Genomic DNA, 23,695 nt, shown 5'->3' on the forward strand with positions numbered 1-23,695 from the left:
AAATTATTTTTTATTAAGTCGGCTGATTATAACCGGTTTAAGTTGTTCAACCCAATAATGGTACATAATGGCAGATGGGTGAAGTCCGTCGTTAGCAATCAGGGTTAGGTTATCAGCCGCTTGTTTTGATATCGGTGTTATATCTATATAATGGACACCTGCATTGGCACTTGCCTGGCGGTTGATGTTATTAAACTGATCAATCTCGGGGCCAATAATGGCTTCCTTACCATTGGCAAATGGAGTTACTCCATAATCAGGTATGGATAGTACAAACACCCGGGTTTTATCGCCCTTGGCAAATTTGATGGCTGTATTTAAAACCTGTATAAACTTTGTACGGTAGTTTTCCTGACTGCCACGGCTATACTGATCATTCACACCTATAAGCAAAGTAACAATATCATAGGTTTTATCTTTAATATCACTATTGTCAATGGCAGATACAAGCTGGTCGGTTGTCCACCCGGTTTTGGCAATAATGGTAGGTGTGTTTACTTTATGACCAGGAAGTAAAGCAGCAAGCTGATACGGAAATGATTCACTGGCAGCTACCGATTCACCAATGGTATATGAATCGCCAAGGGCAAGGTAATTTAATGTGTCGACAATAGGTATTTGAGGCATAGGTGCAGTTATGTTTGATTCCATCGAACCAATGTTCTTTGAGCAAGCAGAAAGACTGCTTATTGATAGTAAAATTAAAAAGAATGCTTTCATCATAAAATCTCCATACCAAATAGTACGGAAATATGATGTTTCAGGATTTTTTTAACCTCATTTATATCAACTTCTTTACCTAATTCTTTCTGCATAGACGTTACTGCCTTATCGTCTATACCACAGGGAACTATATTATTAAAATAATCCAGATCGGTATTGATGTTAAAGGCCAGGCCATGCATGGTTACCCAGCGGCTGCAGCGTACACCCATGGCACATATTTTACGGGCTTTCTCATTATCAGCATCAAACCAAACGCCGGTGTAACCGGGGTATCGGCCAGCCTGCAGGCCATAATCGGCAAGGGTGAGTATTACAGCTTCTTCCAGCTTACGCAGGTAAAGGTGTATATCGGTAAAAAAGTTGTCGAGGTCAAGTATCGGGTATGATACAATTTGCCCGGGCCCATGGTAGGTAATATCGCCGCCGCGATTAATGGTATAGTAAACGGCATGCTTGTCTTTTAATCCCTGTTCGTCGAGCAGTAAATGTTCGGGCTTGCCGCTTTTGCCTAAGGTATACACGTGCGGGTGTTCGCAAAATACCAGGTAGTTAAAAACTTCATCAGGTGTAAAAGGCTCAAAGGTATCGGCTGGTACCAGTGTTTTGGCTGCCGCTTCATAAGCCAGTTCGGAATTGCGGTTATTAAGTTTGGTTTTTACTGATGCAGAAAACAGTTCTTCCTGTTTATCCCAGGCCTGCTGATAGTCGATCAAACCCCAGTCCTGAAAAAATACTTTTTTATTCTTCATTACATTTGTCCCTTTACGTAACCTATCATATAATCTTCGTATTGCATATAGTTTACGGTATAATCAAGACTGATATCTATTTTATGGAGATGGGCACTGAGTTGCCCTTTGGTTTCAAAGTTAAACGGATCTAAAAAAATGTTATCAGCAAATGATACTTCTTTCTCCCCGTTGCATTTATAAACAGCTTCCTTAGCGCACCAGCAAACGTATAGCTGCTCAATTCTGTGTTGTTCTTCAATAAAGGCCAGTTCGTCGGCCTGCATAAATTTGCCGGCAATACGTTCCACCTTTTCTTTAATTTGTTCAATATCAATACCCACTTTATGGGTTTTGCTGATCATCACGGCAGCATAATCAAAAGAATGACTTAATGAAATATGGTATGGCAAATTTACCAGGTAAGGCTTACCGTGGGCATCAACTTTGCAGTCAATATATTCATCAGTATGCAGCATTTTGCGCAGTAGTACGCGGGTGCCAAGCCAGTGCAAGTGACGTTTGCCATTGCTTAGTTTTTCAACATACGCTTTTTCCTGTTCGTCAAGCTGTAATTGGTTGTACAGGTCGTTAGCCTCCTCTTCAATTTTCCAGAGTGCAAATTCGGTATCGTCATCAATACGCTGCCTGTATGCTATTGCCATAATAAGTAAAGTTGCAAAATAGGTGGCAAACTTATGTCAAATAAATTTAATTAAAATATTTTAGTGATAAAGTATCAAGTAGTTAGTATCAGGTATTAAGTAGTTAAGTTTAAAAAATGATATAATGGAGCTGTCGTGATACTTGATACTAACTACTTGATACTAATTATCAAATACTAACACAGAATTACTTGATACCTTGTATTGCCAATTGTTTTAATTAATTATAATTTAGCCCCAGCATGATATTATCAGATAAGCGCATTCTTGAGGAAATTGAAAAAGGCCATATTATAATTGAACCCTTTAAACGCGAATGCCTGGGTACCAACTCGTACGATGTACATTTGGGCAAACACCTGGCTACCTATCGCGACAGGGTGCTTGATGCAAAGCTGCATAATGAGATTGATGGTTTTGAGATACCTAAAGATGGCTTTATATTACAGCCAAATACGCTTTATCTGGGGGTTACCATGGAGTACACCGAAACACACCGTCATGTGCCTTTTCTGGAAGGAAAATCAAGCACTGGCCGTTTGGGCATTGATATTCATGCCACGGCCGGTAAAGGTGATGTTGGCTTTTGCAACACCTGGACACTTGAAATTTCATGCGCCCAACCTGTGCGCATCTACGCCGGTATGCCCATAGGACAGCTGATTTATTTTGTAGTTGAGGGCGATATTGAAACCATGTACAATACCAAAAACAACGCTAAATATAACAACCCCACAACACGCCCGGTTGAAAGCATGATGTGGAAGAATAAATTTTAAGGAATTTTTTTTAATGTCATTAAACCTTATGGTTTAGGCACCGTCAAACCGCAAAATAGTTTCTATAACCGCGATTTAGCAACGGCTGATTTGTGGTATATTTAACTTTTACAAAAACCTAAAACCTCACACAAATTCATCACCTATTGGATATTTTGTGTAGCTTGAATATTAATGCATTACCATGAAATACAAAAAAATATCCGCCGGCTTGTTCATGATCCTGGTTGTTACCGCAATTTTTGGATTTACTGGCCCCGGAGATGATTTTATAAGCAAACTGATCGCCCAGCTTGATAAATGGCGTTCCGAGCGTCCGCAGGAAAAAGTATACCTCCATCTTGATAAACCCTATTATGCCGTTGGCGACGATATCTGGTTTAAGGCTTATGTAACCATTGGCAGCAAACACCAGCTATCTATATATAGTGATATTTTAAACGTTGATCTCATTGATGAAAACGACTCTATAAAACGCAGTATTAAACTTCCATTACAGAGCGGACTGGCAAATGGCGATTTTGCATTGCCGGATACCCTGCAGGAAGGCAATTACCGCATCAGAGCCTATACCAACTGGATGCGTAATTTTGGGGATGCTTACTTTTTTGATAAAACCATATCCATTGTTAATAGTGTAAGCAATACCGTATTTACCAAAAGCAATTTCACTTACAGCGATCAGAACGGAAAACCAAACGTTAGGGCGCTCATAAATTATAGTGATCTGGATGGCAAACCTTATGCAGGCAACGAAGTAAGTTACCGGGTTGAGTTTAATGGTAAAACTGCTGCTAAGGGTAAGGGCGTTACTAATGATAAAGGAAATATAGATGTTGCTTTTATATCTCCAATGGCAAATGTTGCCAGCTCCGGGCACATTATAACCAACATTAAACTGGCCAATAAAAAAACAGCAACCAAAGTTATAGCTGTAAAAGCTGTATCAAACCAGGTTGATGTGCAATTTTTTCCGGAGGGCGGAAATCTGGTAAACGGTGCCAGTTTAAAGGTTGCCTTTAAAGCCGTAGGGGCCGATGATTTAGGTGTTGATATCAAAGGGAATATTGTTGACAATCAAAACCAAGTGGTTACTACGTTTAATTCTACTCATTTGGGTATGGGCATATTTCAACTTAAGCCCGAAATCGGGAAAACTTATAAGGCACACGTAACCTATGCCGATGGTTCTGCAGGGGATTTTAATTTGCCCGCTGCTGTTGATAATGGTTATGCATTAAGCATTGATAATTCAAATGATGATAATCTATCCGTAAAAATATCCCCGGGAAGTACCATATTACATAATGCAACATCTGCCGGTGGGCTTACCCTGGTGGCTCAGGGTGGCGGCGAAATTTATTATGCAGCTAAAAGTCCTGACGGTGCCAAAACCTTTAACGGCGTTGTGCCAAAAAGTAAGTTTCCGTCGGGTATTATTCAGTTTACATTATTTTCGGCATCGGGCGAACCATTGAATGAGCGGTTGGTTTATATTCAGCGTAATGATCAGCTTAAGGTTGCCGTATCTTCGGCAAGTCAGCAATATGCTCCGCGGCAAAAGGTTACCATAAATCTGAATGCTAAAAATAAGGAAGATAAGCCAGTGGTGGGTAGCTTCTCGGGTTCGGTTATTGATATGTCAAAAGTGCCTGTTGATGAAACAGCCGAAGAAAGTATCCTGTCAAATACCCTGCTTACGTCAGATTTGAAAGGCTATATTGAAAAACCTGGCTACTATTTCAATAATGAAAACGGAAAAACCAAAGCCGATCTGGATGTACTGATGCTTACCCAGGGTTACCGTCGGTTTGAGTGGAAGCAATTGATCAATAATACCTTCCCTCCAATTGTTTACCAACCCGAGAAAACGTTACAGGTAACAGGACATTTAAAAACCTTTGGCGGTAAACCGGTTCCAAATGGTAAAGTTACCTTGTTTACCACCGCTGGTGGAACCTTTGTTTTAGATACCGTATCAGATAATCAGGGTAAATTTACTTTTAGTAATCTTGTTTTCAGGGATAGTATAAAGTTTGTGGTACAGGCCCGCACGGCGAAGGACAGGAAAAATCTGGATATTGAACTGGATAATATTGCTCCGCAGGTTGTTAGTAAAAATAAAAACGCTCCCGATATTCAGGTAAATATTAATGAAGTTAGCCCGGCCTATCTGCAAAACAGTAAAAAGCTATTTGATGAACAGGTAAAATATGGCGTTGGCAATCATACCATTTTACTGAAAGAAGTTGTTGTGCGCGATGTACGTACCACAGCTGTAAAACACTCGGCTAATTTAAATGGCGCCGGCAATGCCGATCAGGTACTTACCTATAAAGATCTGGAAAATATGGGTGGCCCGTATTTATCAAGCATATTACAGGGCAGGCTCCTGGGGGTAATATTTCGTAACGGCAGGCCATATACTACCCGGGGCGGCGGTGCCATGCAGCTGATAGTTGATGGTATTTATATGGAGGGCGATTATTTGGATAACCTGGTTGTAAATGATATCGCCAGCATCGAAGTTTTGAGGTCGGGTGGTAACACGGCCATATACGGATCAAGAGGAGGAAACGGATTGCTCGTGATCACCACCAAAAGGGGAGATGAAGGAGCTGTTTACAACCGTTATGCTCCAGGCGTGGTTACTTATTCGCCCAAGGGATATTATAAGGCAAGGGAGTTTTATTCGCCGCAATATGATAATCCTAAAACAAATACTCAAATGCAGGATCTGAGGTCAACCATATACTGGAAACCATCTATCATAACTGATAAAGAGGGGAACGCTGCTATATCGTTTTTCAATGCCGATGCCAAGGGTACTTACCGGGTTGTTGTTGAAGGTATTGATGCCGATGGTAACCTGGGCAGGCAGGTTTATAAATATAAGGTAGAGTAGGAGGAGTAAGTTAAAATTCAAAATTAAGAAGTCAAAAATCTGATCAGGGTTTTTGACTTTTTAATTTTGATATTCTTTTATATACTGTTTAAACACTTACGAAGTTTTTAAAACTTCGTAAGTGTTCCGGGATGATCATCATATTAACAGCATATCAAAAACAGAAATATTTTACTATTTGGCCAGGTAAAACTTCTCCCAGAAATCAGATGATTTTGACATTTCACTATGCGATGCTCCATCTGTGCTGTTTCCTCCCATACCGCCGCCACGGCCTCCTCTGCCACCGCGACCACCGCCGCCTCCCATGCCGCCGCCACGGCCACCTCTGCCGCCGCCACCTCCCATGCCACTCATTCCGCCGCCGCTCTGATGATCACTATTCGCGCTACCGTTTGCACCTGCCGGTCGTTGAACTCCGTTTATTTTAAAGTTAAAGGCCCACTCGTTTTTGGCTATATCTTTTTCATCCGCATGAAAAAACTGAAGCGGGATAGCCAGCTCATACACCAGATTACCTTGTGCATCATAATCAATAGCTGCTTTAATGCCGTATGTATTTGAGGTGGTTATCATATCACCCTCAATATCTTTAAACCCTTCTACCTTAATGTTGCGGAGTTTGGTAACACGCTCACGCAGCAACTCATCACGGTCTTCTTTTGTAATTTCTCCGTTATCGCTCTGTGGCTTTGGAAACTCAGGTGCCGAGCCTGGATCGGCAAGCGGGAAGGTAATAGCAAAGGTTTCCTTCTTTTTGCCATGAATATCTATACCCAAGGTAATGCCGGCATGCAGGGTTTTCATCTGGTCCATACGTTCGGGAATGCGAATAGCCGCATAAAGTGTAGTTTTATCATTGGCCAGTGTATAATAAAACTTCTTCTCATCGTTGTAATAACGCAGACTGTCGCCCCAGTCTTTCAGGTTGCCATCAACAGTAATAATGTTAGGTGGTGCTTGTAAGGTGGTTTGTGCAGATTTGCCGGTTTGTGCTTTGGTTATACCTGCTGTAAATGAGAGCATGCTGGATGCTAAAATAAAATAGGACGAAGCCTTTTTCATGAGTTTTTGGAGTTTAGGGGTTTTAGGGTCGGGAGTTATTGTAACATGATTTTTAAGCCCATTAAACACAATTTTAACACATTTATTATTTGTTTTAAGTAAATTTGTAGTTACGTATGCCAACCGAAACACAGGAAGAAACATTTACCCTCGAGGAGTTAATGGCAGGGCTTAAAGAAGTTCACCGCCTTATATTATGGAACGATGATTTTAATACTTTTGATCACGTGATCCACTGCATGATGAAATACCTGGATTACTCCGAAGCGCAGGCTGAAAAAATAGCATGGAAAGTGCACAATGAAGGCAAATGCCCGGTGTTGGAGGGGTCATTTACCGAAATGGAAATATACCGTAAAATATTACAGCAGGAAGGCCTTACTGTTAGTGTAGAATAGATGAGTGATGAGTTTAAGAGTGTCTGGGTTCTGCATCACATCCTTATCATGAAAAAAATAGCTTTATCCCTTTTATTCATATTGTTTACAGTGTGCCTGGTATCTTGTGCCAATGCGCAAAGTAAAAATCTGAAACTGATCTTTATCCGCCATGCAGAAAAGCCCGCTGATGGCGATAACCTGTCTTGCGCGGGATTAAACCGGGCCCTGAAGTTACCCGAAGTATTAAAGGCTAAATTTGGATTGCCCGATCGTGTTTATGTACCGGCGTTAAATCAGGGGAAATCTACCTCAAGGGGGCGTATGTTCCAAACTATTTCACCTTTTGCTATTAAGTACAATTTAGCTATTAACAGTGCATTTGAAGAAGAAGATGCTAAAGGCATAGCTTCGGAGTTAAGCAGTAAAAAAGGAACCATCCTTATTGTGTGGGAACACAGCCAGCTAAAGCCTGTATTAAAAGCTCTTGGCTTAAAAGTTGGCAACCTGCAATGGCCGGATGATGATTTTGATACCATCTGGATAGTGGGCTTTAAAAAAGGCAAGCCTTATTTAACTGTCGACAAGGAAGGAATAAAGCCTGCGGAAGGTTGTAGTTTTTAAGAGCAGAAGGAGAGAGGCCTGTAATCCTGAGCTTGTTGAAGGATCGAGCGAAGAGGCCCTGTTCACCATGCTTCGACGGGCTCAGCATGACATCCAATATTATTTTAATAAAAAAGGTGCATCATTTGACGCACCTTTTTTTATTGTGGTTAAATTTTTATTTATTAACCTACCAGGTAGTTCCAGCCATAAGTATCAGGAGCGTTGCCATATTTTACAGCATCAAGCGTAGCTAATACTTTTTGCGAAAACTCGCGAGTTTTAGGATCGTTCAGGAAATACTCCTCGCCATCAACGCTGATAGAACCAACAGAGGCGATAGTTGCTGCAGTGCCTGCGCCAAAAGCATCTGTAAGTTTACCATTTTTGGCACCTTCAATTATTTCGGCAACAGAAACCTTACGGGTTTCAACCGGAATGCCCCATTCTTTAGCTAAAGCAATTACAGTATCGCGGGTTACACCATCCAGAATAGTGTCTTTAGCTTCGGCGGTGATCAGTTTACCGTCAAGCAGGAACATGGCATTAGCCGCGCCCATTTCTTCAATATATTTATGCTCTTTAGCATCTGTCCATATTAATTGGTCAAAGCCTTCCTCCGCTGCTTTACGGCCTGGCAGCATTGAGCTGCCATAATTGCCGGCAGCCTTTGCAAAGCCCATACCACCTTCGGCAGCTCGGGTGTAGTATGTTTCAATTTTTACACGCAGTGTTTTTGAAAAATAAGGGCCAACCGGGCCTGCAAGCACCATGTATTTATAAGTTGATGATGGTGTTACACCCAGGTATGGGTCTGTAGCAAACATGAACGGACGGATATACAGCGCATGGTTTGCTTTTGATGGCACCCAGTCGCGGTCAATATCAACTACGGCTGCCATACTTTGTAAAAATATTTCTTCGGGCAGTGTCGGCATACATAAACGCTCGGCCGATTTGTTAAAGCGGATAGCGTTTTTATCGGGACGGAAAATAGTTACTTTGCCATCGGCATGTTTGTAGGCCTTTAAACCTTCAAAAAATGCCTGGCCGTAATGTAATGCAGAAATTGCCGGACTAAGCCCAATTTCGCCGTAGGGAATGACCTGGAGGTTTTTCCATTCACCATCAGCATAATCGGCCACAAACATGTGGTCAGAAAATGTTTTTCCGAATGGTAAGTTGTCAAAATCCGTTTCAGCTAAACGGGAGTGAGTGGTTTTGGTGATCTTGATGTCCAGCGTCTCAGTCATGGCCTTTTGTGTTTATAATATTAGAAAACGGCAAGTTAGGAATTTTTTTAGTGAGTTGATATAAGGAATTGATAGTTAGGTATATTTTTGGGGAGACTTGCACATTATGACAGGAAATTAACGGGGAAGTTAAATTCAGTTGGGGGCAAAAAGTTCCCGATAAAGATGAGAAATAAAAAACGCGTCATTTCGGGATATCAAACAATGGCGAGCGGATGGTTTAAGACTTACTAAGTTTTTAAAACTTCGTAAGTCTTATTTCAATATTACACCGTCAATTTCTTATACTTAATCCTCTTCGGCGCTACATCACCCAGGCGTTTTTTGCGGTTCTCTTCATAATCTGAATAGTTTCCTTCAAAAAAGTATACCTGCGAGTTGCCTTCAAAAGCAAGGATGTGTGTACAGATACGATCCAGGAACCAGCGGTCGTGGCTGATCACTACGGCGCAGCCGCCAAAGTTTTCCAAAGCCTCTTCCAGTGCACGCAGCGTGTTTACGTCAATATCATTGGTGGGCTCATCCAGCAACAATACATTCGATCCTTTTTTCAGGGTGATAGAAAGGTGCACCCGGTTACGCTCACCGCCCGATAGTACGCCTACTTTTTTCTGCTGATCGGCACCATTAAAGTTAAATTTAGATACGTAAGCACGTGAGTTTAATGGTTTGTTACCTACCATAATAGTTTCCAGTCCGCCGGTTACGTTTTCCCAAACAGATTTGTTAGGATCAAGATCATCATGCATCTGGTCAACATAACCTAAGGCAACGGTTTCGCCCACACGGAAAGTACCCGCATCTGGCTGATCCTGCCCGGTGATTAAACGGAATAGGGTAGTTTTACCCGCGCCGTTTGGCCCGATGATGCCCACAATACCTGCCGGAGGTAAAGAGAAGCTCAGGTTATCGAACAATAATTTATCGCCGTATGATTTGCTTACGCCATTGGCCTCAATCACCACATTACCCAAACGCGGGCCCGGCGGAATAAACAGCTCCAATTTTTCTTCGCGTTCCTTCGTTTCCTCAGATGCCAGTTTTTCGTAATTGCCTAAACGGGCCTTTGATTTAGCGTGACGGCCTTTAGGTCCCATACGTACCCATTCCAGCTCGCGCTCCAGTGTTTTCTGGCGCTTGCTTTCACTTTTCTCTTCCTGAGCCAGACGTTTAGCCTTCTGATCAAGCCATGAAGAATAATTGCCTTTCCACGGGATGCCTTCACCTCGGTCAAGTTCCAGGATCCATCCGGCTACATTGTCCAGGAAGTAGCGGTCGTGCGTTACGGCTATAACGGTACCTTTATATTGTTGTAAATGCTGCTCCAGCCAATCAATTGATTCGGCATCCAGGTGGTTGGTAGGCTCATCAAGTAATAAAACATCGGGCTCTTTTAATAAAAGGCGGCAAAGTGCTACCCTGCGACGCTCACCACCCGATAATACCGAAATTTTAGTATCAGGTTCCGGGCAGCGCAGAGCATCCATGGCACGCTCCAGCTTAGTATCCAGTTCCCAGGCGTTTACCGCATCAATCTGATCCTGCAGTTCGCCCTGGCGTGTCATCAGCTTATCCATTTTGTCGGCATCGCTGTAATATTCTTCTAAACCAAATTTCTCATTTATTTCTTCGTACTCCTTTAATAAGGCAGTAGTTTCGGCAACGCCTTCCTCAACTATTTCGCGTACGGTTTTTTCAGGATCAAGCTCTGGCTCCTGGCTCAGGTAGCCAACGGTATAACCCGGCGAAAAAACAACCTCGCCTATATTGGTTTTATCAATGCCTGCTATAATTTTTAACAGAGATGATTTACCCGAACCGTTTAAACCAATAACACCGATCTTGGCCCCGTAAAAAAAGGACAGGTAAATATTTTTTAAAACTGTTTTTTGCGGGGGATAGATCTTGCTAACCCCAGCCATTGAAAATATGATCTTTTCGTCTGCCATGCTGGTAGTATAATTAGTGAGGCAAATATCTGTTAAATGAGTAATTAATGCAATGCGTAAAAAGCTAAAACAATTTAAATTAACATTATAGCCAAAAGGCGTGTTCAGGGCTGATCACTTAGTTCAATACCATTATCCTATTTTACCAATTACGCATCAGAAATTAAATATAATTTTGTTGTAAGGTGTTATATTTCAGTTGCTTATTGACAATTATATGGTCTTTTTGGCGGAGAAAAATCGCACCTTTACATATATTAACTGTAGTAATGCCACCTGAGTTTTGTGGTAAGGCAAATATCGCAGGTATTAACCCTGTCAAATATCAAGTAGTGAGCAGATTTTTTTCCGCAAATGGGGATTTTATTTACGCACTAATCGCCTGTAAACCACAGCAAGAGAGACTTGTAAATAGTGATGTCGAAGGCAAAAAATCGGGCATTATTACTATCACTTAACTGATCACGCGGTTTTAATTAAAAATGTAGCGTAAGCTAAAGCAAAAAGCGAATTATACTTGTTATGTTATTATTGCGTTAAACAGTATATAATGGCAACTGATACGGGTAGTTTTACGTATATAAGGTATAAATCTAACCAATTGACAAGTTAATGCCTAATTGTCATATATAGTGACGAAATGCCTGTTTTGCTGCATTGCTTTCAAATAAATGTTAAAATGTTTAAACTATTTTGAATTTTTTGTATCAAATAGGTGTATTTAGTTTGTATATTGTAAAAAATAGCGACTAATTAGGTGTTTTGAGATTAAAATTGCTGAATAAAGCTAAACTTTAATAGCTTGCGTATCATATCAATGTCTGTTTCTGCAAACCGTTAAATGTTGGCAATATTGTTGATAAATGTTAACACAAGCGTCGTGGTTTGTAAAAACAAAATTAATAGATTAGGACGTTCATAATAAGAAAGGTATATATGGAAGCTAAATTTTCGCCGAGGGTTAAGGATGTTATTCAATATAGCAGAGAGGAGGCTTTACGCCTGGGACACGACTATATTGGTACCGAACATCTTTTACTGGGGCTTATCCGGGACGGAGACGGAGTAGCAATTAAATTGCTCAAAGGTTTGAACGTTGATACGGCCAAACTACGCCGCGCCGTTGAAGATGCCGTTAAAGGAACTATTGGAACAAACGTACATATTGGCAGTATCCCGTTAACTAAACAAGCCGAGAAAGTACTTAAGATAACTTATCTTGAAGCCAAGATATTTAAAAGCGATGTAATTGGAACCGAGCACTTGTTGCTTTCCATACTTCGCGATGAGGATAACATTGCCTCACAAATACTGATGCAGTTTAATGTAAACTATGAAGTATTTAAAGGCGAGGTTGAATCACATAAAAATGATGTTACTGACGAAATGCCAGGATCACCTACAGGTGGCGATGATGATTTTAAAGAAGAAGAGTCATTTAGTCAGCCTAAAAAGGTTTCTGATATTAAATCAAAGACTCCTGTGCTTGACAACTTTGGCCGCGATTTAACCCGTGCCGCCGAAGATGGTAAGCTTGACCCTATTGTTGGTCGTGAAAAAGAGATTGAAAGGGTATCACAGATATTATCACGTCGTAAAAAGAACAACCCTATATTAATAGGCGAACCAGGTGTTGGTAAATCGGCTATTGCCGAAGGATTGGCCCTGCGCATTGTTCAGCGTAAAGTATCACGTGTATTGTTCAATAAACGTGTAGTTACACTTGATTTGGCCTCTTTGGTTGCCGGTACAAAATACCGCGGTCAGTTTGAAGAGCGCATGAAAGCGGTAATGAACGAATTGGAAAAATCACCTGATGTAATTCTGTTTATTGATGAGATACATACTATAGTAGGTGCTGGTGGTGCTTCGGGATCATTGGATGCCTCAAATATGTTTAAACCTGCTTTGGCCAGGGGCGAAATTCAATGCATTGGCGCAACTACCTTAGATGAGTACCGCCAGTATATTGAAAAAGATGGAGCTCTTGACCGTCGTTTTCAGAAAGTAATGGTTGAACCTGCAACTCCTGCAGAAACCATTGAAATACTGAACAGGATCAAAGAAAAATATGAAGAGCACCATGGCGTAACTTATACTCCGGAAGCTATCAATGCCTGCGTTACTTTAACTACAAGGTATATTACCGATAGGTTTTTACCGGATAAAGCTATTGATGCTTTAGACGAATCAGGATCACGCGTTCACTTAACCAACATCCATGTGCCACAAAACATTTTGGATATTGAGCAGAAGATTGAGCAGATCAAGATTGAGAAAAACAAAGTTGTAAGAAGCCAGAAATATGAGGAAGCCGCACAACTGCGTGATACTGAAAAGAATTTACTGGTTGAACTTGATCAGGCTAAAGCTGCATGGGAAGCCGAAACAAAATCAAAACGTTACACTGTAACTGAAGATAATGTTGCCGAAGTAGTATCCATGATGACCGGAATCCCTGTACAAAGGGTTGGTCAGGCTGATAGCCAGAAATTGCTGCACATGGCTGATACCGTGAAAAGCAAGATCATTGGTCAGGATGAGGCTATTAAAAAATTAACACGTGCCATACAACGTACACGCGCAGGATTGAAAGATCCTAAAAAACCAATTGGTTCATTCATCTTCTTAGGTCCAACCGGTGTTGGTAAAACTGAGCTTGCAAAAGAACTTGCCCGCTTTATGTTTGATACCGAGGATGCCCTGATACAGATTGACATGAGCGAATACATGGAAAAATTCGCGGTTTCACGTTTGGTAGGAGCGCCTCCGGGCTACGTGGGTTATGAAGAAGGTGGACAATTAACTGAAAAAGTACGTCGTAAACCTTATGCAGTGATTTTGCTGGATGAGATTGAAAAAGCTCACCCGGATGTATTCAATATTCTGTTGCAGGTGTTAGACGAAGGTCAGTTGACAGATTCATTGGGTCGTAAGGTTGACTTCAGGAATACCATCATCATCATGACATCAAATATTGGTGCCCGTCAGCTTAAAGATTTCGGACAAGGTGTTGGTTTCAGCACTAACGCTAAAACCTTACAAGCCGAAACACATTCAAGAGGTGTTATTGAAAACGCTTTAAAACGTGCTTTTGCACCAGAGTTCTTGAACCGTATTGATGATGTGATCGTGTTTAACTCTTTGGGTAAAGACGAGATCTTCAAGATCATTGATATTGAATTAGCTTACTTGTTTAGCAGAGTTAACGGTTTAGGTTTCAAAATTGAACTTACCGAAGCAGCTAAAGAGTTTATTGCCGAAAAAGGTTATGATTCGCAATTTGGCGCACGTCCGTTAAAACGTGCCATCCAGAAATACCTGGAAGATCCAATTGCTGAAGAAATACTAAAAGGCGAATTGAGCGAGGGCGATGTTATGAAAGTTGATTTTGACAAGGAAACCAGTCAGATCACTATCATTGATGAAAAAGGCGAAAGCAAAGAGCCTGAACAGGAAGAGCAGAAATAATTGCAAACCCTTTTAAATAAACGAAACCCGGCCATTGGCCGGGTTTTTTGTTTTAACATGGTTGTTCATTTTAGCTAAAAATAAAAGAAAGCAAAAAACGTTAAACCTTTTTAATTAATTTACGTCTTACTAATAACTACAAAACATTACTGTATGAAAAAAATCTTGACTCTTGTATGCTGCACCATATTACTGGCAGCAACTTCATGTACTAAAAAGTATATTACACCGGCTAATATTACTGCAATTTATACCGTTAACGGAACAACTGGCTGGACAGTTTACACTGATGATGCAGGTAATAAATCATGGTCATCAACTCTTAAAGATCTGCCAGAACAAGATCAGTATGCACAAGCAAATGGCGGAGTATTGGTTTACATCTCTTATGATGATGGAGCAACCTATGAGGCACTGCCCGAAGTATACAACGGTATCTCTTATAGCTATACATCATCTGTTGGTTCGGTAACTATATACGCACAGGGTGCTAACGGTGCTCATCTGGCTCAGGCACCTGCAGATAATATCAAGGTGAAAGTTGTGTTGGTAGACTCTACACAATAATTATTCAGAAAGCATAAAAAAAGCGCCTGGCAATTAGTCGGGCGCTTTTTTTTATATCTTGAATTTTTCTTGTGTGCTAAATGTATATCAACTTTCTAAAAGTTCCCTCGCATTTTGTAGCGCGCTCTCTCCAGGTTTATCTCCACTAAGCATCTTGGCAATTTCCAATACCCTTTCCTTTTTATCCAATTGTTTGATGCGGGTATAGGTAGTAGCTGCCGAATCATCTTTATAAACAAAGTAATGAAACTCGCCCTTGCTGGCAATTTGTGGAAGGTGCGTAATGGTGATCACCTGCAGGTTGCCCGCAAGCTGTTCCATGATCTGGCCAACCTTGTTGGCTACCTCGCCAGATACACCTGTATCAATCTCATCAAAAATAATAGTAGGCAGGGCGGTGTACTGTGCAATAAGCGATTTAATGCTCAACATTAAACGAGAAAGCTCACCACCCGAAGCTACTTTGCTCATTTCGGCCAGCGCGTGTCCCTTATTGGCAGAAAACAGGAATTTGATCTGGTCGGCACCATTGGCCCCCAATCCGCCTGAGTGTGAATTATCCCGGTCTGCTTTTTCAGCTCCTTTAATAGATAGGGGAGAGATTTCAATTTTTAGTGCTGAATTTCCCATTCCCATTTCTGCCAATGTAGCCAATACCTGTTTTTCTATAGCCGGAATAGCCTTTACCCGATTGGCCGTAAGTTGGGCTGCCAGTTTTTCCAGTTCTGTTTTATCAGTGGTCAGCTGTTTTTGTAGTTGCTCTACCGCTTCATCGCTGAATAATACTTTCTGTATCTTGTCAGAAAGGTCTTCCTGTATCTCCAACAATTCGGCATTGGTGTTTACGCGGTGCTTTTTTTGGAGGTTATAAATGAGGCTGAGGCGGGTGTTAATTTCTTCAACACGGGCATCATTGGTTTGGGTGCGCTGTTCAATTACCTCAATTTCGGCCGCGATATCCTTTAATTCGATGATGGTGCTGTTAAGCCGCTGGTGAAGTTCTTCAATTTCAGCATCAAATTTTTCGAGCGTACCTAACTGTTGACCGGCTTCACGCAGTTGGGTCAGGGCCGAAGTCTCGCTTTCCTGCATTAAATAATAGGCGCCAAAAAGGTTGCGTTTTATTTCTTCAGCATTATTTAAGGCGTAAAGTTCTTTTTCAAGTAGTTCCTGCTCATCGGCGTTGAGGTTTGCTTTTTCAAGTTCATCAAACTGAAATTGAAAATAATCCAAGTCGGCCTTGGCTTTATCACTCTCCGCTATCAACTCATTCAATTTGGCTACTGACTTTCGGTAAGCCCTGAATTTACCTTGATAATCTTGCAACAGATTGTCATGTTTGGCAACGGCATCAACTACCAGCAGCTGAAATTCAGGATCATTTATTTCGAGGGTGGCATGTTGCGAATGTATATCTATCAGTTTTTCGCCAAGTTGTTTCAGCGCGGTCAGATTAACCGGGGTATCATTTACAAATGCCCTTGATTTGCCATCGGCTGATATTTCACGGCGTAAAACGGTTTCGGCTTCATAATCCAGGTCGTTATCTTCAAAAAACGACTTTAACTGAAAATCGCCAATTTTAAAAAGGCCCTCAATAACACATTTTTTTTGCTGATTGAAAAAATAACGGCTTTCTGCACGCTGCCCTAAAATAAGCGAAAGCGCACCCAATATGATCGATTTACCGGCACCGGTTTCGCCGGTGAGTATATTTAACCCCTTGCCAAAACTTATTTCAAGGTTATCAATTAACGCGTAGTTATTAATGGTTAGCTTTTGAAGCATAAAAAAAGTATCCTTATTTTATTAAGGATACTAAATTACGAATTTCAGGGTATTGACCTCGCTATTTAAAATTATTGAACCGTGTCTTTTTTAACATCAGTATCTACTTTATAGTCATACTTAAAATCGTATGACTCTGCTTGCTTCCGATACTCTTCCATTTTTTTCTTAAAGGCAGGGCTTTGGGTATAGTTGCGTAGGTTTTTAGATGCTTGCTGTAATAGCTCTTGTTCTTTCTTCATTTCGGGATTGTTCTGGTAGCCGCGCATCTGTTCGCCTATTCTTTTCATTTCGGCTTGTTTTAATTTCATATCCTGGTTTGCATACATTCTTCTCATGCTATCACCCATAGCCCTTAGCTGATCGCGTTTTCTGTTAAATTCAGGCGAATCATAGTGGCTGCGCATTTGCTCGCCCAGTTTTTTTAACTGATCTGTTTGAGCCCTCACCTCCGGTGAAATTTTGCTTTGCAGCTCGGCCTGATATTTCCGGTAGTTTTCGTCCTTATTATCGTCAAAATATTGCTTATCGGCCGGGATATTGTACTTTTTCCTGAGCTCCTCGTTCATCTTTTTAAATTCAGGACTGTTAAAGTACTCACCAATTTTATCACCCATCTTGCTCATTTGCTCACTCATTTCTTTTGTTTGGCTTTTATCACCCCATTCTTTTTGAAATTCATCTGCCATTCTCTGTTGATTTTCCTGCAGTTGTTTCATTTCGGGACGGTTATAATAATCGGCCATGGCTTTGCCTTTTTGAGCCAGCAGCTCGGTTTGTTTTTTAAACTCGGGGCTGTCATAGTATTTACTCATGGCCTGGGCATGTTTGGCAACTTCGGCTGTAAGCCTGTTAAGTTCAGCATCGTTAAGGCCATTATGCTCATCAGTATATTTGAATTTGTTATTATGCGGGGTTTGCACTTTCGCAGTTTTTTTAGCAGCTGTACGGGGCTTACGTTTAGCAGTATCTTTTTTAATGGTATCAGTAAACAGGTTAACCATTGCTTTTGGATAGCTGACTTTTTTTATGAATAGCTTGCCATCTTTTACGGTAGGGTTTAACCATGCTACACTGCTTATGCTGGCGGTTATTATAGCTAAGGCCACTAACAGGTGGCGTATGTTGCCTATGGGTTTTTGTGGTTTCATGATGCGTTCAATTCTGTTTAATAAATGGTATTTTTTTCCGGTTGCAGCCAGGGCCAGCGGTAAATTCACTTGCCTTGATTGTTCCAGTTTTAAAAGCGCCTGCGCGTAAATTAATGGTTGGGCAGTGGTTTGTATCACCAGGTCGTCGCAGTGGTTTTCACGTTCCTGGTTTATAATTCGGTTAATTAATTGGGCGAAGGGATTAAAGAAAAGCAGTATGGTTACAAATTGCTGAACCATGTTTAACAGATAATCATTCCGTTTAATGTGCGATAGCTCATGCAATAAAATAGATTCAATTTCGGTAACAGACAGGTAGGTTGTTAATGTAACCGGTAATAATATGATAGGTTTAAAAAAGCCTATCATACAGGGTACATCAATAAAGCGACTAAAGTTTACACTTACATATTTCTTGATATGCAGCTTTTGGCAAAAGTTATCGGCATATACCTGTACCTGGCGGGCAGGTATCATGGTTCTTTTGATGAGGCTTATTTTTTGCCAGTTGAGGCCCATTTTGAGTATATTGAAAACCAGGCCAGCAAAATAGAATGCCGAAACATAAGGCAGATACCCTTCAATAACATAGTTATAATAACTCGTGGTTACAGTGTGGGCGGTGTTTTTTAAAGGGAAATTAAAATAAGGTAAAAACTCTGGCGATGCAGCTGCCGATAAACTAACCCAGGTATGGTTTTGAAACTGTGTAATTAAAGTGCCGGTGAACCACGCAGCTATAGCCAACAATGCAGCCATGCTCCAGTTATGCTTGTTAACTGTTGACATAGATGGTGTGCATGTAAATAACAGGCGCAGCACAAACCACACCAACAGGCCCTGCCATACTGAATGGATAAGGGTAATACCTAAAACCTGGCTTATGTTATAGAACAAACTTTGCATGGCGTTTATTTTTTATTGTTATCAAATTGATCAAGATAATTCTTAATAGCATCTATTTCATCCTGTGATGCCCGGTGCTGGCCCAAGGCCTGGATCACAAGGTTGGAGGTAGAGCCTTTAAATACAGTAGACAATATTTTATCCAAAGCGTTGCTTTGAGCCTGCTCCTGACTAAACAATGCTTTATATAAATGCGTTTTTGACGATGTATCGCGTTCAACCATACCTTTATCATGCATGATCTGCATTAGCTTGAGGGTAGTGGTGTAACCGGCATCTTTATTTTTTGCCAGCTCTTCATGCACATCACGTACGGTACATTGCCCTTTGCTCCACATCACCTGTAGTATCTCCAGCTCGCTTTCTGTTGGTTTTATATCCATTTTGCTCTTATACGAATTTCTTCGTACAAATATCTACGATGATTTTCGTATTTGCAAGAGTTTTGTGAAATTTTTTTGATAGTACTTGAAAAAGAGTAGGATAGACGGGCTCATAAACAAAAAGAGGCACAAAATAAATGTGCCTCTTTTTGTTTATTTAGAGTATGTATAACCTATTTCTGCAGCGTTTGATATTTGTTGCCGTTTGCCGGATCGGCTTGAACCAGTATGTTCATAGCCTGCAGACGCTCCTGTGGTTCGGCTTTACTGAATAACGACACCAGTTCATCGCTTTTTGCGGTATAAAATATAAGGGGCAACATTGAGCCTACACGCTGCCGGTTTATTTGCTGCAGCGATGGGAGGATAGATGATATTTCTTTACGCCCCTTGGCTGCATCATCTGCCATTACATCCAAACCATTGCGATGATAATCATATATAAAGCTGCGCAACGGCTCGTAAACTTTATTATTCAGATTCTCGGCCAGCCAGTATCGATTCACATTACCATCAAAGGCTTTCCATCCCCGGTATGAACTCGTTTGCGCGTTGTTGATAACCGTTTGAGCTGCGGCAAAATATGGCGAACCACCATATAAGGAGAAGCTGTCATAATCAATCCCGATAATAACATAGGCGTAAAAAGCCATGATGGAGCTCAGGTTGTTCTGGAAGCTTTGATCGGTATAATCAATGGTTTGCCCTTCGTTATATACAAAGTCAATATCCTTATCATTCAGATTTATCAGTGTTGAGCTATAAGTAGCATTGTAAACCGGTCTTGATGATTGTACCTGTAATTCGCCGCTAAAGTTACTGCTGCCATCCCAGTTGGTTACATTAAGTACGAAGTTGCAGTCAATGCGTTCCTGCGGAAGTATGGCATCGGCACTCCATTTACGACCATTTAAAAATTCCTTCATGGCAGTTTCCAAAGTCTGAAAAATGCGTTTGTTGCTGCCCGATATTTTAGGTGAGAGCACCTGCACCCTGGCATTCAGATCCTGCGCTGCAGCACGAAACCCGAATATGGCTAACAGTATGTAAAGGAATATCTTCTTCATTGGTTAATCAGTTGAGCTACTTTAAGGCAAATATCCTGTGCCACGGCATCTTTGGTTTTGAGGTCGAAAACAGTTTTCTGCAAGTTACGGTCAATAATGGTTATTTTATTGGTATCCTTTTGAAAACCGGCCCCGGCATCGTTAAGCGAATTTAACACAATAAAATCAAGATTTTTCCTTTGCAGTTTGCTTATCGCGTTTTCTTCTTCGTTATTGGTTTCCAGCGCAAAGCCCACCAATACCTGATCTTTTGTTTTTTGCTCGCCAAGTGTCTTTAAGATATCGGTAGTTTTTTTAAGCTCAATGTTTAAGTTTCCATCCTGCTTTTTTATCTTTTGTTGTGCCACATGGGCTGGAGTATAGTCGGCCACGGCAGCACTCATGATGCAGGCTTTAGCTTCAGCAAAATTGCTTTGGCAGATCGTCAGCATTTCTGCAGCTGATGTTATATCGATTCGCTTCACCGAAGGCTGTTTACTTATTTGCGCGGTTGGCCCTGTAATGAGGGTAACATTTGCACCCATGGCAGCCAGCTCATCAGCAATGGCAAAGCCCATTTTACCTGATGAATGATTACCTATAAAGCGAACCGGATCTATAGCCTCATAAGTTGGCCCTGCGGTAACAACGATATTTTGATTAGCTAAGAGCTGTTTTTTTTTTAAGGTTGAAGTCAGGAAGCTCACAATTTCATCAGGTTCGGCCATGCGGCCTTCACCATAAAGTCCACTGGCCAGTTCGCCATTACCAGGAGGTATTAACGTATTGCCGAATGATTGCAGTTTGGCCACATTTGCGCGGGTAGCAGGATGCAGCCACATATCCAGATCCATAGCAGGTGCAAAATACACCGGGCATTTGGCCGAAAGGTAGGTCGCCAGCAATAAGTTATCGCACAACCCATTGGCCATTTTTGCCAGGGTATTGGCACTGGCCGGTGCTATAATGAGCATATCGGCCCAAAGCCCAAGCTCAACATGGTTGTTCCATTCGCCGGTATCGGCCTTAAAGTAATTAACGTGAGCAGGGTTTTTAGATAACGTTGAAAGTGTAAGAGGGGTTATAAAGTTGGTAGCATCGGGAGTCATTACCACTTGTATATTGGCACCGGCTTTAACTAACAGTCTTACTAACAGGGCCGATTTATATGCAGCAATACTGCCGCAAACGCCCAGAACAATATTTTTACCTTCAAGCATTTGAGTAAGTCAAAATTCAAAAGTCAAAATTCAAAAGAATCTCAACTCACAAATATACTTAAAAAGAAAAAGCCAAAACTCAAAATAGGCTACGCCTGAATTTTGAATTTTGACTTTTAACTTTTGAATTAAAAAGCTTATGCTTCTTTAGTTGGGTTACGGTAGTAAACCTTATCATCTAAAAATTCCTGAACTGCAACCAATGATGGTTTTGGCAGTTTTTCGTAATGTTTAGAGATCTCGATTTGCTCGCGGTTTTCAAAAACTTCTTCCAGGTTATCGTTTGACGATGCAAACTCAGAAAGTTTTTGGTGTAACTCTTCTTTAATATTGTTTGATATCTGGTTCGCTCTTTTTGACATAATTACAAGCGACTCATATATATTGTGAGTGTTTACATCCAGCTCGCGTAAATCGCGGGTTACAGTGCTGCTCGCTACTGCTGGTTTGTTGGTGTTATTTGCTGTCATATATAATTTTTTTAATATGGTATTTTTTGTGGCTGATTTTTTTCTGATGGAGGTAGCGTTTTAACAGAGTCTTTTTTAGCTAATTTTTCGGCCAGTTTATAGTTGTTCATGGCTTCGGCCATAATGCGTTTAGCATATTGTGCACCTCTTTCGCTATCCTTTATAAGTCCTTTGGCTTCGTTGCCGTATTTGCTTGAGGGAAACTTTTCATTAAACTGGTTAGCGTAAACTACTGCCAGGTTATAACGTTCCTCTTGTTTTTCCTCGCGGCTATGGCTGGCGTATAAGTATTGTGCCTTGATAGTCAGGAATTCCATTTCCTCACCATACTTGGTATCCGGATAATCGCGCAGTGCATTATTAAAGGCAATAACTGCCGATTGATAATCACTGATAGTTAAATATAACTTAGCGTTGGCATAAGCCTTGGTTTCCAGTTTGTCGCGCAGATTCTGGATCAATTTGCTCGCCTCCGTAACACGGTCGCTTTTTGGATAAAGATTGATAAACAATTGTAACGACTCAATAGCCTTTAAAGTATTGTCCTGATCAAGTGAGTATATCGGCGAATCAAGATAATAGCAATAAGCTGAAAAGAAACGGCATTCCTCGGCCCTTGTGCTTGATGGATAGGTATCAGCAAAGGTTTTGAAGTGGTATCTTGCTGCAGTATAATCTTTCAGTTTATAGTTGGTGAAGGCGTAATAGTAAAACAGATCCTCTGCCTCGGCGCGTCCGCGGTAGCGTTCAACCAACACTTCAAACAAGCCTAAGGCTTTGTTATAGTCCTGTTTGTTGTAATACTTAATAGCCTCCTGGTATTTTTTGGCATAATCGTTACTTGCCTTTAACTTTTCGTATTTGCTTTTACAACTACCAAGTGTGATAATTAACAGAGCTAAAACACTGGCTAATAACGTAAGTTGCTTTTTAAACATTTTGCAAAGATAGGGGAATAATATAAATCAATCAATTATTTATTTATCGGCTAATATATAACGCGGTTTTGGCTCCGCTTATATATAAAGGTGTATTTAACATCTTTTAACTATTCCTGATTTGGAGTTTATAAAGATACGATGCCCAATGTAGTATATATACTGCAACTATTAAAATTATCAATGCTTTAATTGTTCTATGTATAGTAAAGGTGATCACCCGAAACTGTTAAAACGTTACTATATATATAATGTATATCGAAGTTTGTGATGGCGCGATCTGTTACATGCCTATAATGACCTATTATTAAAGATACACATGTAGACAAGAAAACTCAGTATGATTTAAAAGTTAAGTTAATTCAGCTATAAAACGCGCATCCTTAGCCAAAGATAAGAGCGATAAGCAGCCTCTACATAAATTTAGTGCTTGATAAACAGACAGATCATAGAAAAGTAATGAAATTGGGGTAAAAAAGTTTGGATGAGGTAGAAAAGTATCTATCTTTGCACCCCGCAAACTAGGAAGCGGGATTGTTCTTAGAAGGTTAGTTGAAGTGGGGCTTATGAAGGGGAGTGAGAAAGAAGAAGCGGAATAAAGCGCCAAATAAAACTTCAAATAAATTTTCGGATATGAAAAACAATTTGCACTTTTGCAGCCCGCTACGGAGGACGAAAGTCTGAGAGGAAAGGGTTCTGAAACTT

22 protein-coding genes are annotated in these 23,695 nt (G+C 40.8%); 7 read left to right on the forward strand and 15 right to left on the reverse strand.

Annotation, left to right across the window (positions count from 1 at the left end):
* Positions 1 to 3: 3 nt before the first annotated feature.
* The 3 genes from QWZ01_RS25880 to QWZ01_RS25890 all read right to left on the reverse strand — a co-directional run bounded on the left by QWZ01_RS25880 (position 4) and on the right by QWZ01_RS25890 (position 2,119).
* Complete coding sequence (locus QWZ01_RS25880; protein WP_290328694.1) at positions 4 to 651, reverse strand: SGNH/GDSL hydrolase family protein; 648 nt, start codon at positions 649 to 651, stop codon at positions 4 to 6.
* Between the two features lie 68 nt (positions 652 to 719).
* Positions 720 to 1,475, reverse strand: coding sequence for a lipoyl(octanoyl) transferase LipB (gene lipB, locus QWZ01_RS25885; RefSeq protein WP_290328696.1), 756 nt, complete (start codon positions 1,473 to 1,475; stop codon positions 720 to 722).
* A complete protein-coding gene (locus QWZ01_RS25890) occupies positions 1,475 to 2,119 on the reverse strand; it encodes a 4'-phosphopantetheinyl transferase family protein (protein ID WP_290328698.1) in 645 nt (214 codons plus the stop codon). Before QWZ01_RS25890 ends, lipB begins: the two co-directional genes overlap by 1 nt.
* Positions 2,120 to 2,361: 242 nt before the next feature.
* On the opposite strand from QWZ01_RS25890, the gene dcd reads away from it, so the two are divergent.
* The gene (gene dcd / locus QWZ01_RS25895; protein WP_290328700.1) at positions 2,362 to 2,898 is read left to right on the forward strand and encodes a dCTP deaminase; all 537 of its coding nucleotides are present in this window, start codon (positions 2,362 to 2,364) and stop codon (positions 2,896 to 2,898) included.
* Between the two features lie 184 nt (positions 2,899 to 3,082).
* The gene (locus tag QWZ01_RS25900; RefSeq protein WP_290328702.1) at positions 3,083 to 5,803 is read left to right on the forward strand and encodes a TonB-dependent receptor plug domain-containing protein; all 2,721 of its coding nucleotides are present in this window, start codon (positions 3,083 to 3,085) and stop codon (positions 5,801 to 5,803) included.
* 174 nt (positions 5,804 to 5,977) lie between these two features.
* Here QWZ01_RS25900 and QWZ01_RS25905 read toward each other — a convergent pair whose 3' ends face one another.
* Positions 5,978 to 6,868, reverse strand: coding sequence for a hypothetical protein (locus QWZ01_RS25905; RefSeq protein WP_290328704.1), 891 nt, complete (start codon positions 6,866 to 6,868; stop codon positions 5,978 to 5,980).
* A gap of 116 nt (positions 6,869 to 6,984) precedes the next feature.
* Here QWZ01_RS25905 and QWZ01_RS25910 point away from each other — a divergent pair, with 116 nt between their 5' ends.
* Together QWZ01_RS25910 and QWZ01_RS25915 are read left to right on the forward strand one after the other, a co-directional pair.
* A complete protein-coding gene (locus tag QWZ01_RS25910; RefSeq protein ID WP_290328706.1) occupies positions 6,985 to 7,266 on the forward strand; it encodes an ATP-dependent Clp protease adaptor ClpS in 282 nt (93 codons plus the stop codon).
* A 48-nt stretch (positions 7,267 to 7,314) separates the two neighbouring features.
* On the forward strand, positions 7,315 to 7,869 hold the full coding sequence (locus QWZ01_RS25915; RefSeq protein WP_290328708.1) for a histidine phosphatase family protein: 555 nt from the start codon (positions 7,315 to 7,317) through the stop codon (positions 7,867 to 7,869).
* A gap of 164 nt (positions 7,870 to 8,033) precedes the next feature.
* Here QWZ01_RS25915 and QWZ01_RS25920 read toward each other — a convergent pair whose 3' ends face one another.
* Positions 8,034 to 9,101, reverse strand: a complete 1,068-nt coding sequence (locus tag QWZ01_RS25920) for a branched-chain amino acid aminotransferase (RefSeq protein WP_290328710.1) — start codon at positions 9,099 to 9,101, stop codon at positions 8,034 to 8,036.
* A gap of 266 nt (positions 9,102 to 9,367) precedes the next feature.
* Positions 9,368 to 11,050: an energy-dependent translational throttle protein EttA gene (ettA, locus tag QWZ01_RS25925; protein ID WP_290328712.1), complete on the reverse strand. Its 1,683-nt coding sequence runs from the start codon at positions 11,048 to 11,050 to the stop codon at positions 9,368 to 9,370.
* 269 nt (positions 11,051 to 11,319) lie between these two features.
* Between ettA and QWZ01_RS25930 the strand changes: the two genes are divergently transcribed.
* The 3 genes from QWZ01_RS25930 to QWZ01_RS25940 all read left to right on the forward strand — a co-directional run bounded on the left by QWZ01_RS25930 (position 11,320) and on the right by QWZ01_RS25940 (position 15,088).
* Complete coding sequence (locus QWZ01_RS25930; RefSeq protein WP_290328714.1) at positions 11,320 to 11,508, forward strand: hypothetical protein; 189 nt, start codon at positions 11,320 to 11,322, stop codon at positions 11,506 to 11,508.
* Between the two features lie 478 nt (positions 11,509 to 11,986).
* Entirely contained in the window at positions 11,987 to 14,521 is a 2,535-nt protein-coding gene (locus tag QWZ01_RS25935; protein WP_290328723.1) for an ATP-dependent Clp protease ATP-binding subunit, read from the forward strand.
* A 153-nt stretch (positions 14,522 to 14,674) separates the two neighbouring features.
* Entirely contained in the window at positions 14,675 to 15,088 is a 414-nt protein-coding gene (locus QWZ01_RS25940; RefSeq protein WP_290328725.1) for a hypothetical protein, read from the forward strand.
* An 87-nt stretch (positions 15,089 to 15,175) separates the two neighbouring features.
* On the opposite strand, the gene recN is transcribed toward QWZ01_RS25940, so the two are convergent.
* The 9 genes from recN to QWZ01_RS25980 all read right to left on the reverse strand — a co-directional run.
* Positions 15,176 to 16,876, reverse strand: a complete 1,701-nt coding sequence (gene recN, locus QWZ01_RS25945; protein ID WP_290328727.1) for a DNA repair protein RecN — start codon at positions 16,874 to 16,876, stop codon at positions 15,176 to 15,178.
* Positions 16,877 to 16,947: 71 nt separating this feature from the next.
* Positions 16,948 to 18,933, reverse strand: coding sequence for a M56 family metallopeptidase (locus QWZ01_RS25950; RefSeq protein WP_290328729.1), 1,986 nt, complete (start codon positions 18,931 to 18,933; stop codon positions 16,948 to 16,950).
* Positions 18,934 to 18,938: 5 nt separating this feature from the next.
* Entirely contained in the window at positions 18,939 to 19,316 is a 378-nt protein-coding gene (locus tag QWZ01_RS25955; protein WP_290328731.1) for a BlaI/MecI/CopY family transcriptional regulator, read from the reverse strand.
* Positions 19,317 to 19,349: 33 nt separating this feature from the next.
* Positions 19,350 to 19,448, reverse strand: coding sequence for a hypothetical protein (locus QWZ01_RS26110; RefSeq protein WP_494337324.1), 99 nt, complete (start codon positions 19,446 to 19,448; stop codon positions 19,350 to 19,352).
* A 41-nt stretch (positions 19,449 to 19,489) separates the two neighbouring features.
* Complete coding sequence (gene porD / locus QWZ01_RS25960; protein WP_290328732.1) at positions 19,490 to 20,383, reverse strand: type IX secretion system protein PorD; 894 nt, start codon at positions 20,381 to 20,383, stop codon at positions 19,490 to 19,492.
* Entirely contained in the window at positions 20,380 to 21,582 is a 1,203-nt protein-coding gene (gene coaBC, locus QWZ01_RS25965) for a bifunctional phosphopantothenoylcysteine decarboxylase/phosphopantothenate--cysteine ligase CoaBC (protein ID WP_290328735.1), read from the reverse strand. Before coaBC ends, porD begins: the two co-directional genes overlap by 4 nt.
* A 137-nt stretch (positions 21,583 to 21,719) precedes the next feature.
* Positions 21,720 to 22,052, reverse strand: coding sequence for a DNA-directed RNA polymerase subunit omega (locus QWZ01_RS25970; RefSeq protein ID WP_290328737.1), 333 nt, complete (start codon positions 22,050 to 22,052; stop codon positions 21,720 to 21,722).
* A gap of 11 nt (positions 22,053 to 22,063) precedes the next feature.
* On the reverse strand, positions 22,064 to 22,990 hold the full coding sequence (locus QWZ01_RS25975; RefSeq protein ID WP_290328739.1) for an outer membrane protein assembly factor BamD: 927 nt from the start codon (positions 22,988 to 22,990) through the stop codon (positions 22,064 to 22,066).
* A gap of 352 nt (positions 22,991 to 23,342) precedes the next feature.
* Positions 23,343 to 23,695, reverse strand: a 353-nt coding sequence (locus tag QWZ01_RS25980; RefSeq protein ID WP_290328741.1) for a hypothetical protein, incomplete at its 5' end; no start/stop codon positions are given.

Source organism: Mucilaginibacter aquaedulcis (assembly GCF_030409325.1).
In the GTDB taxonomy this organism is placed as follows: Bacteria; Bacteroidota; Bacteroidia; order Sphingobacteriales; family Sphingobacteriaceae; genus Mucilaginibacter; species Mucilaginibacter aquaedulcis.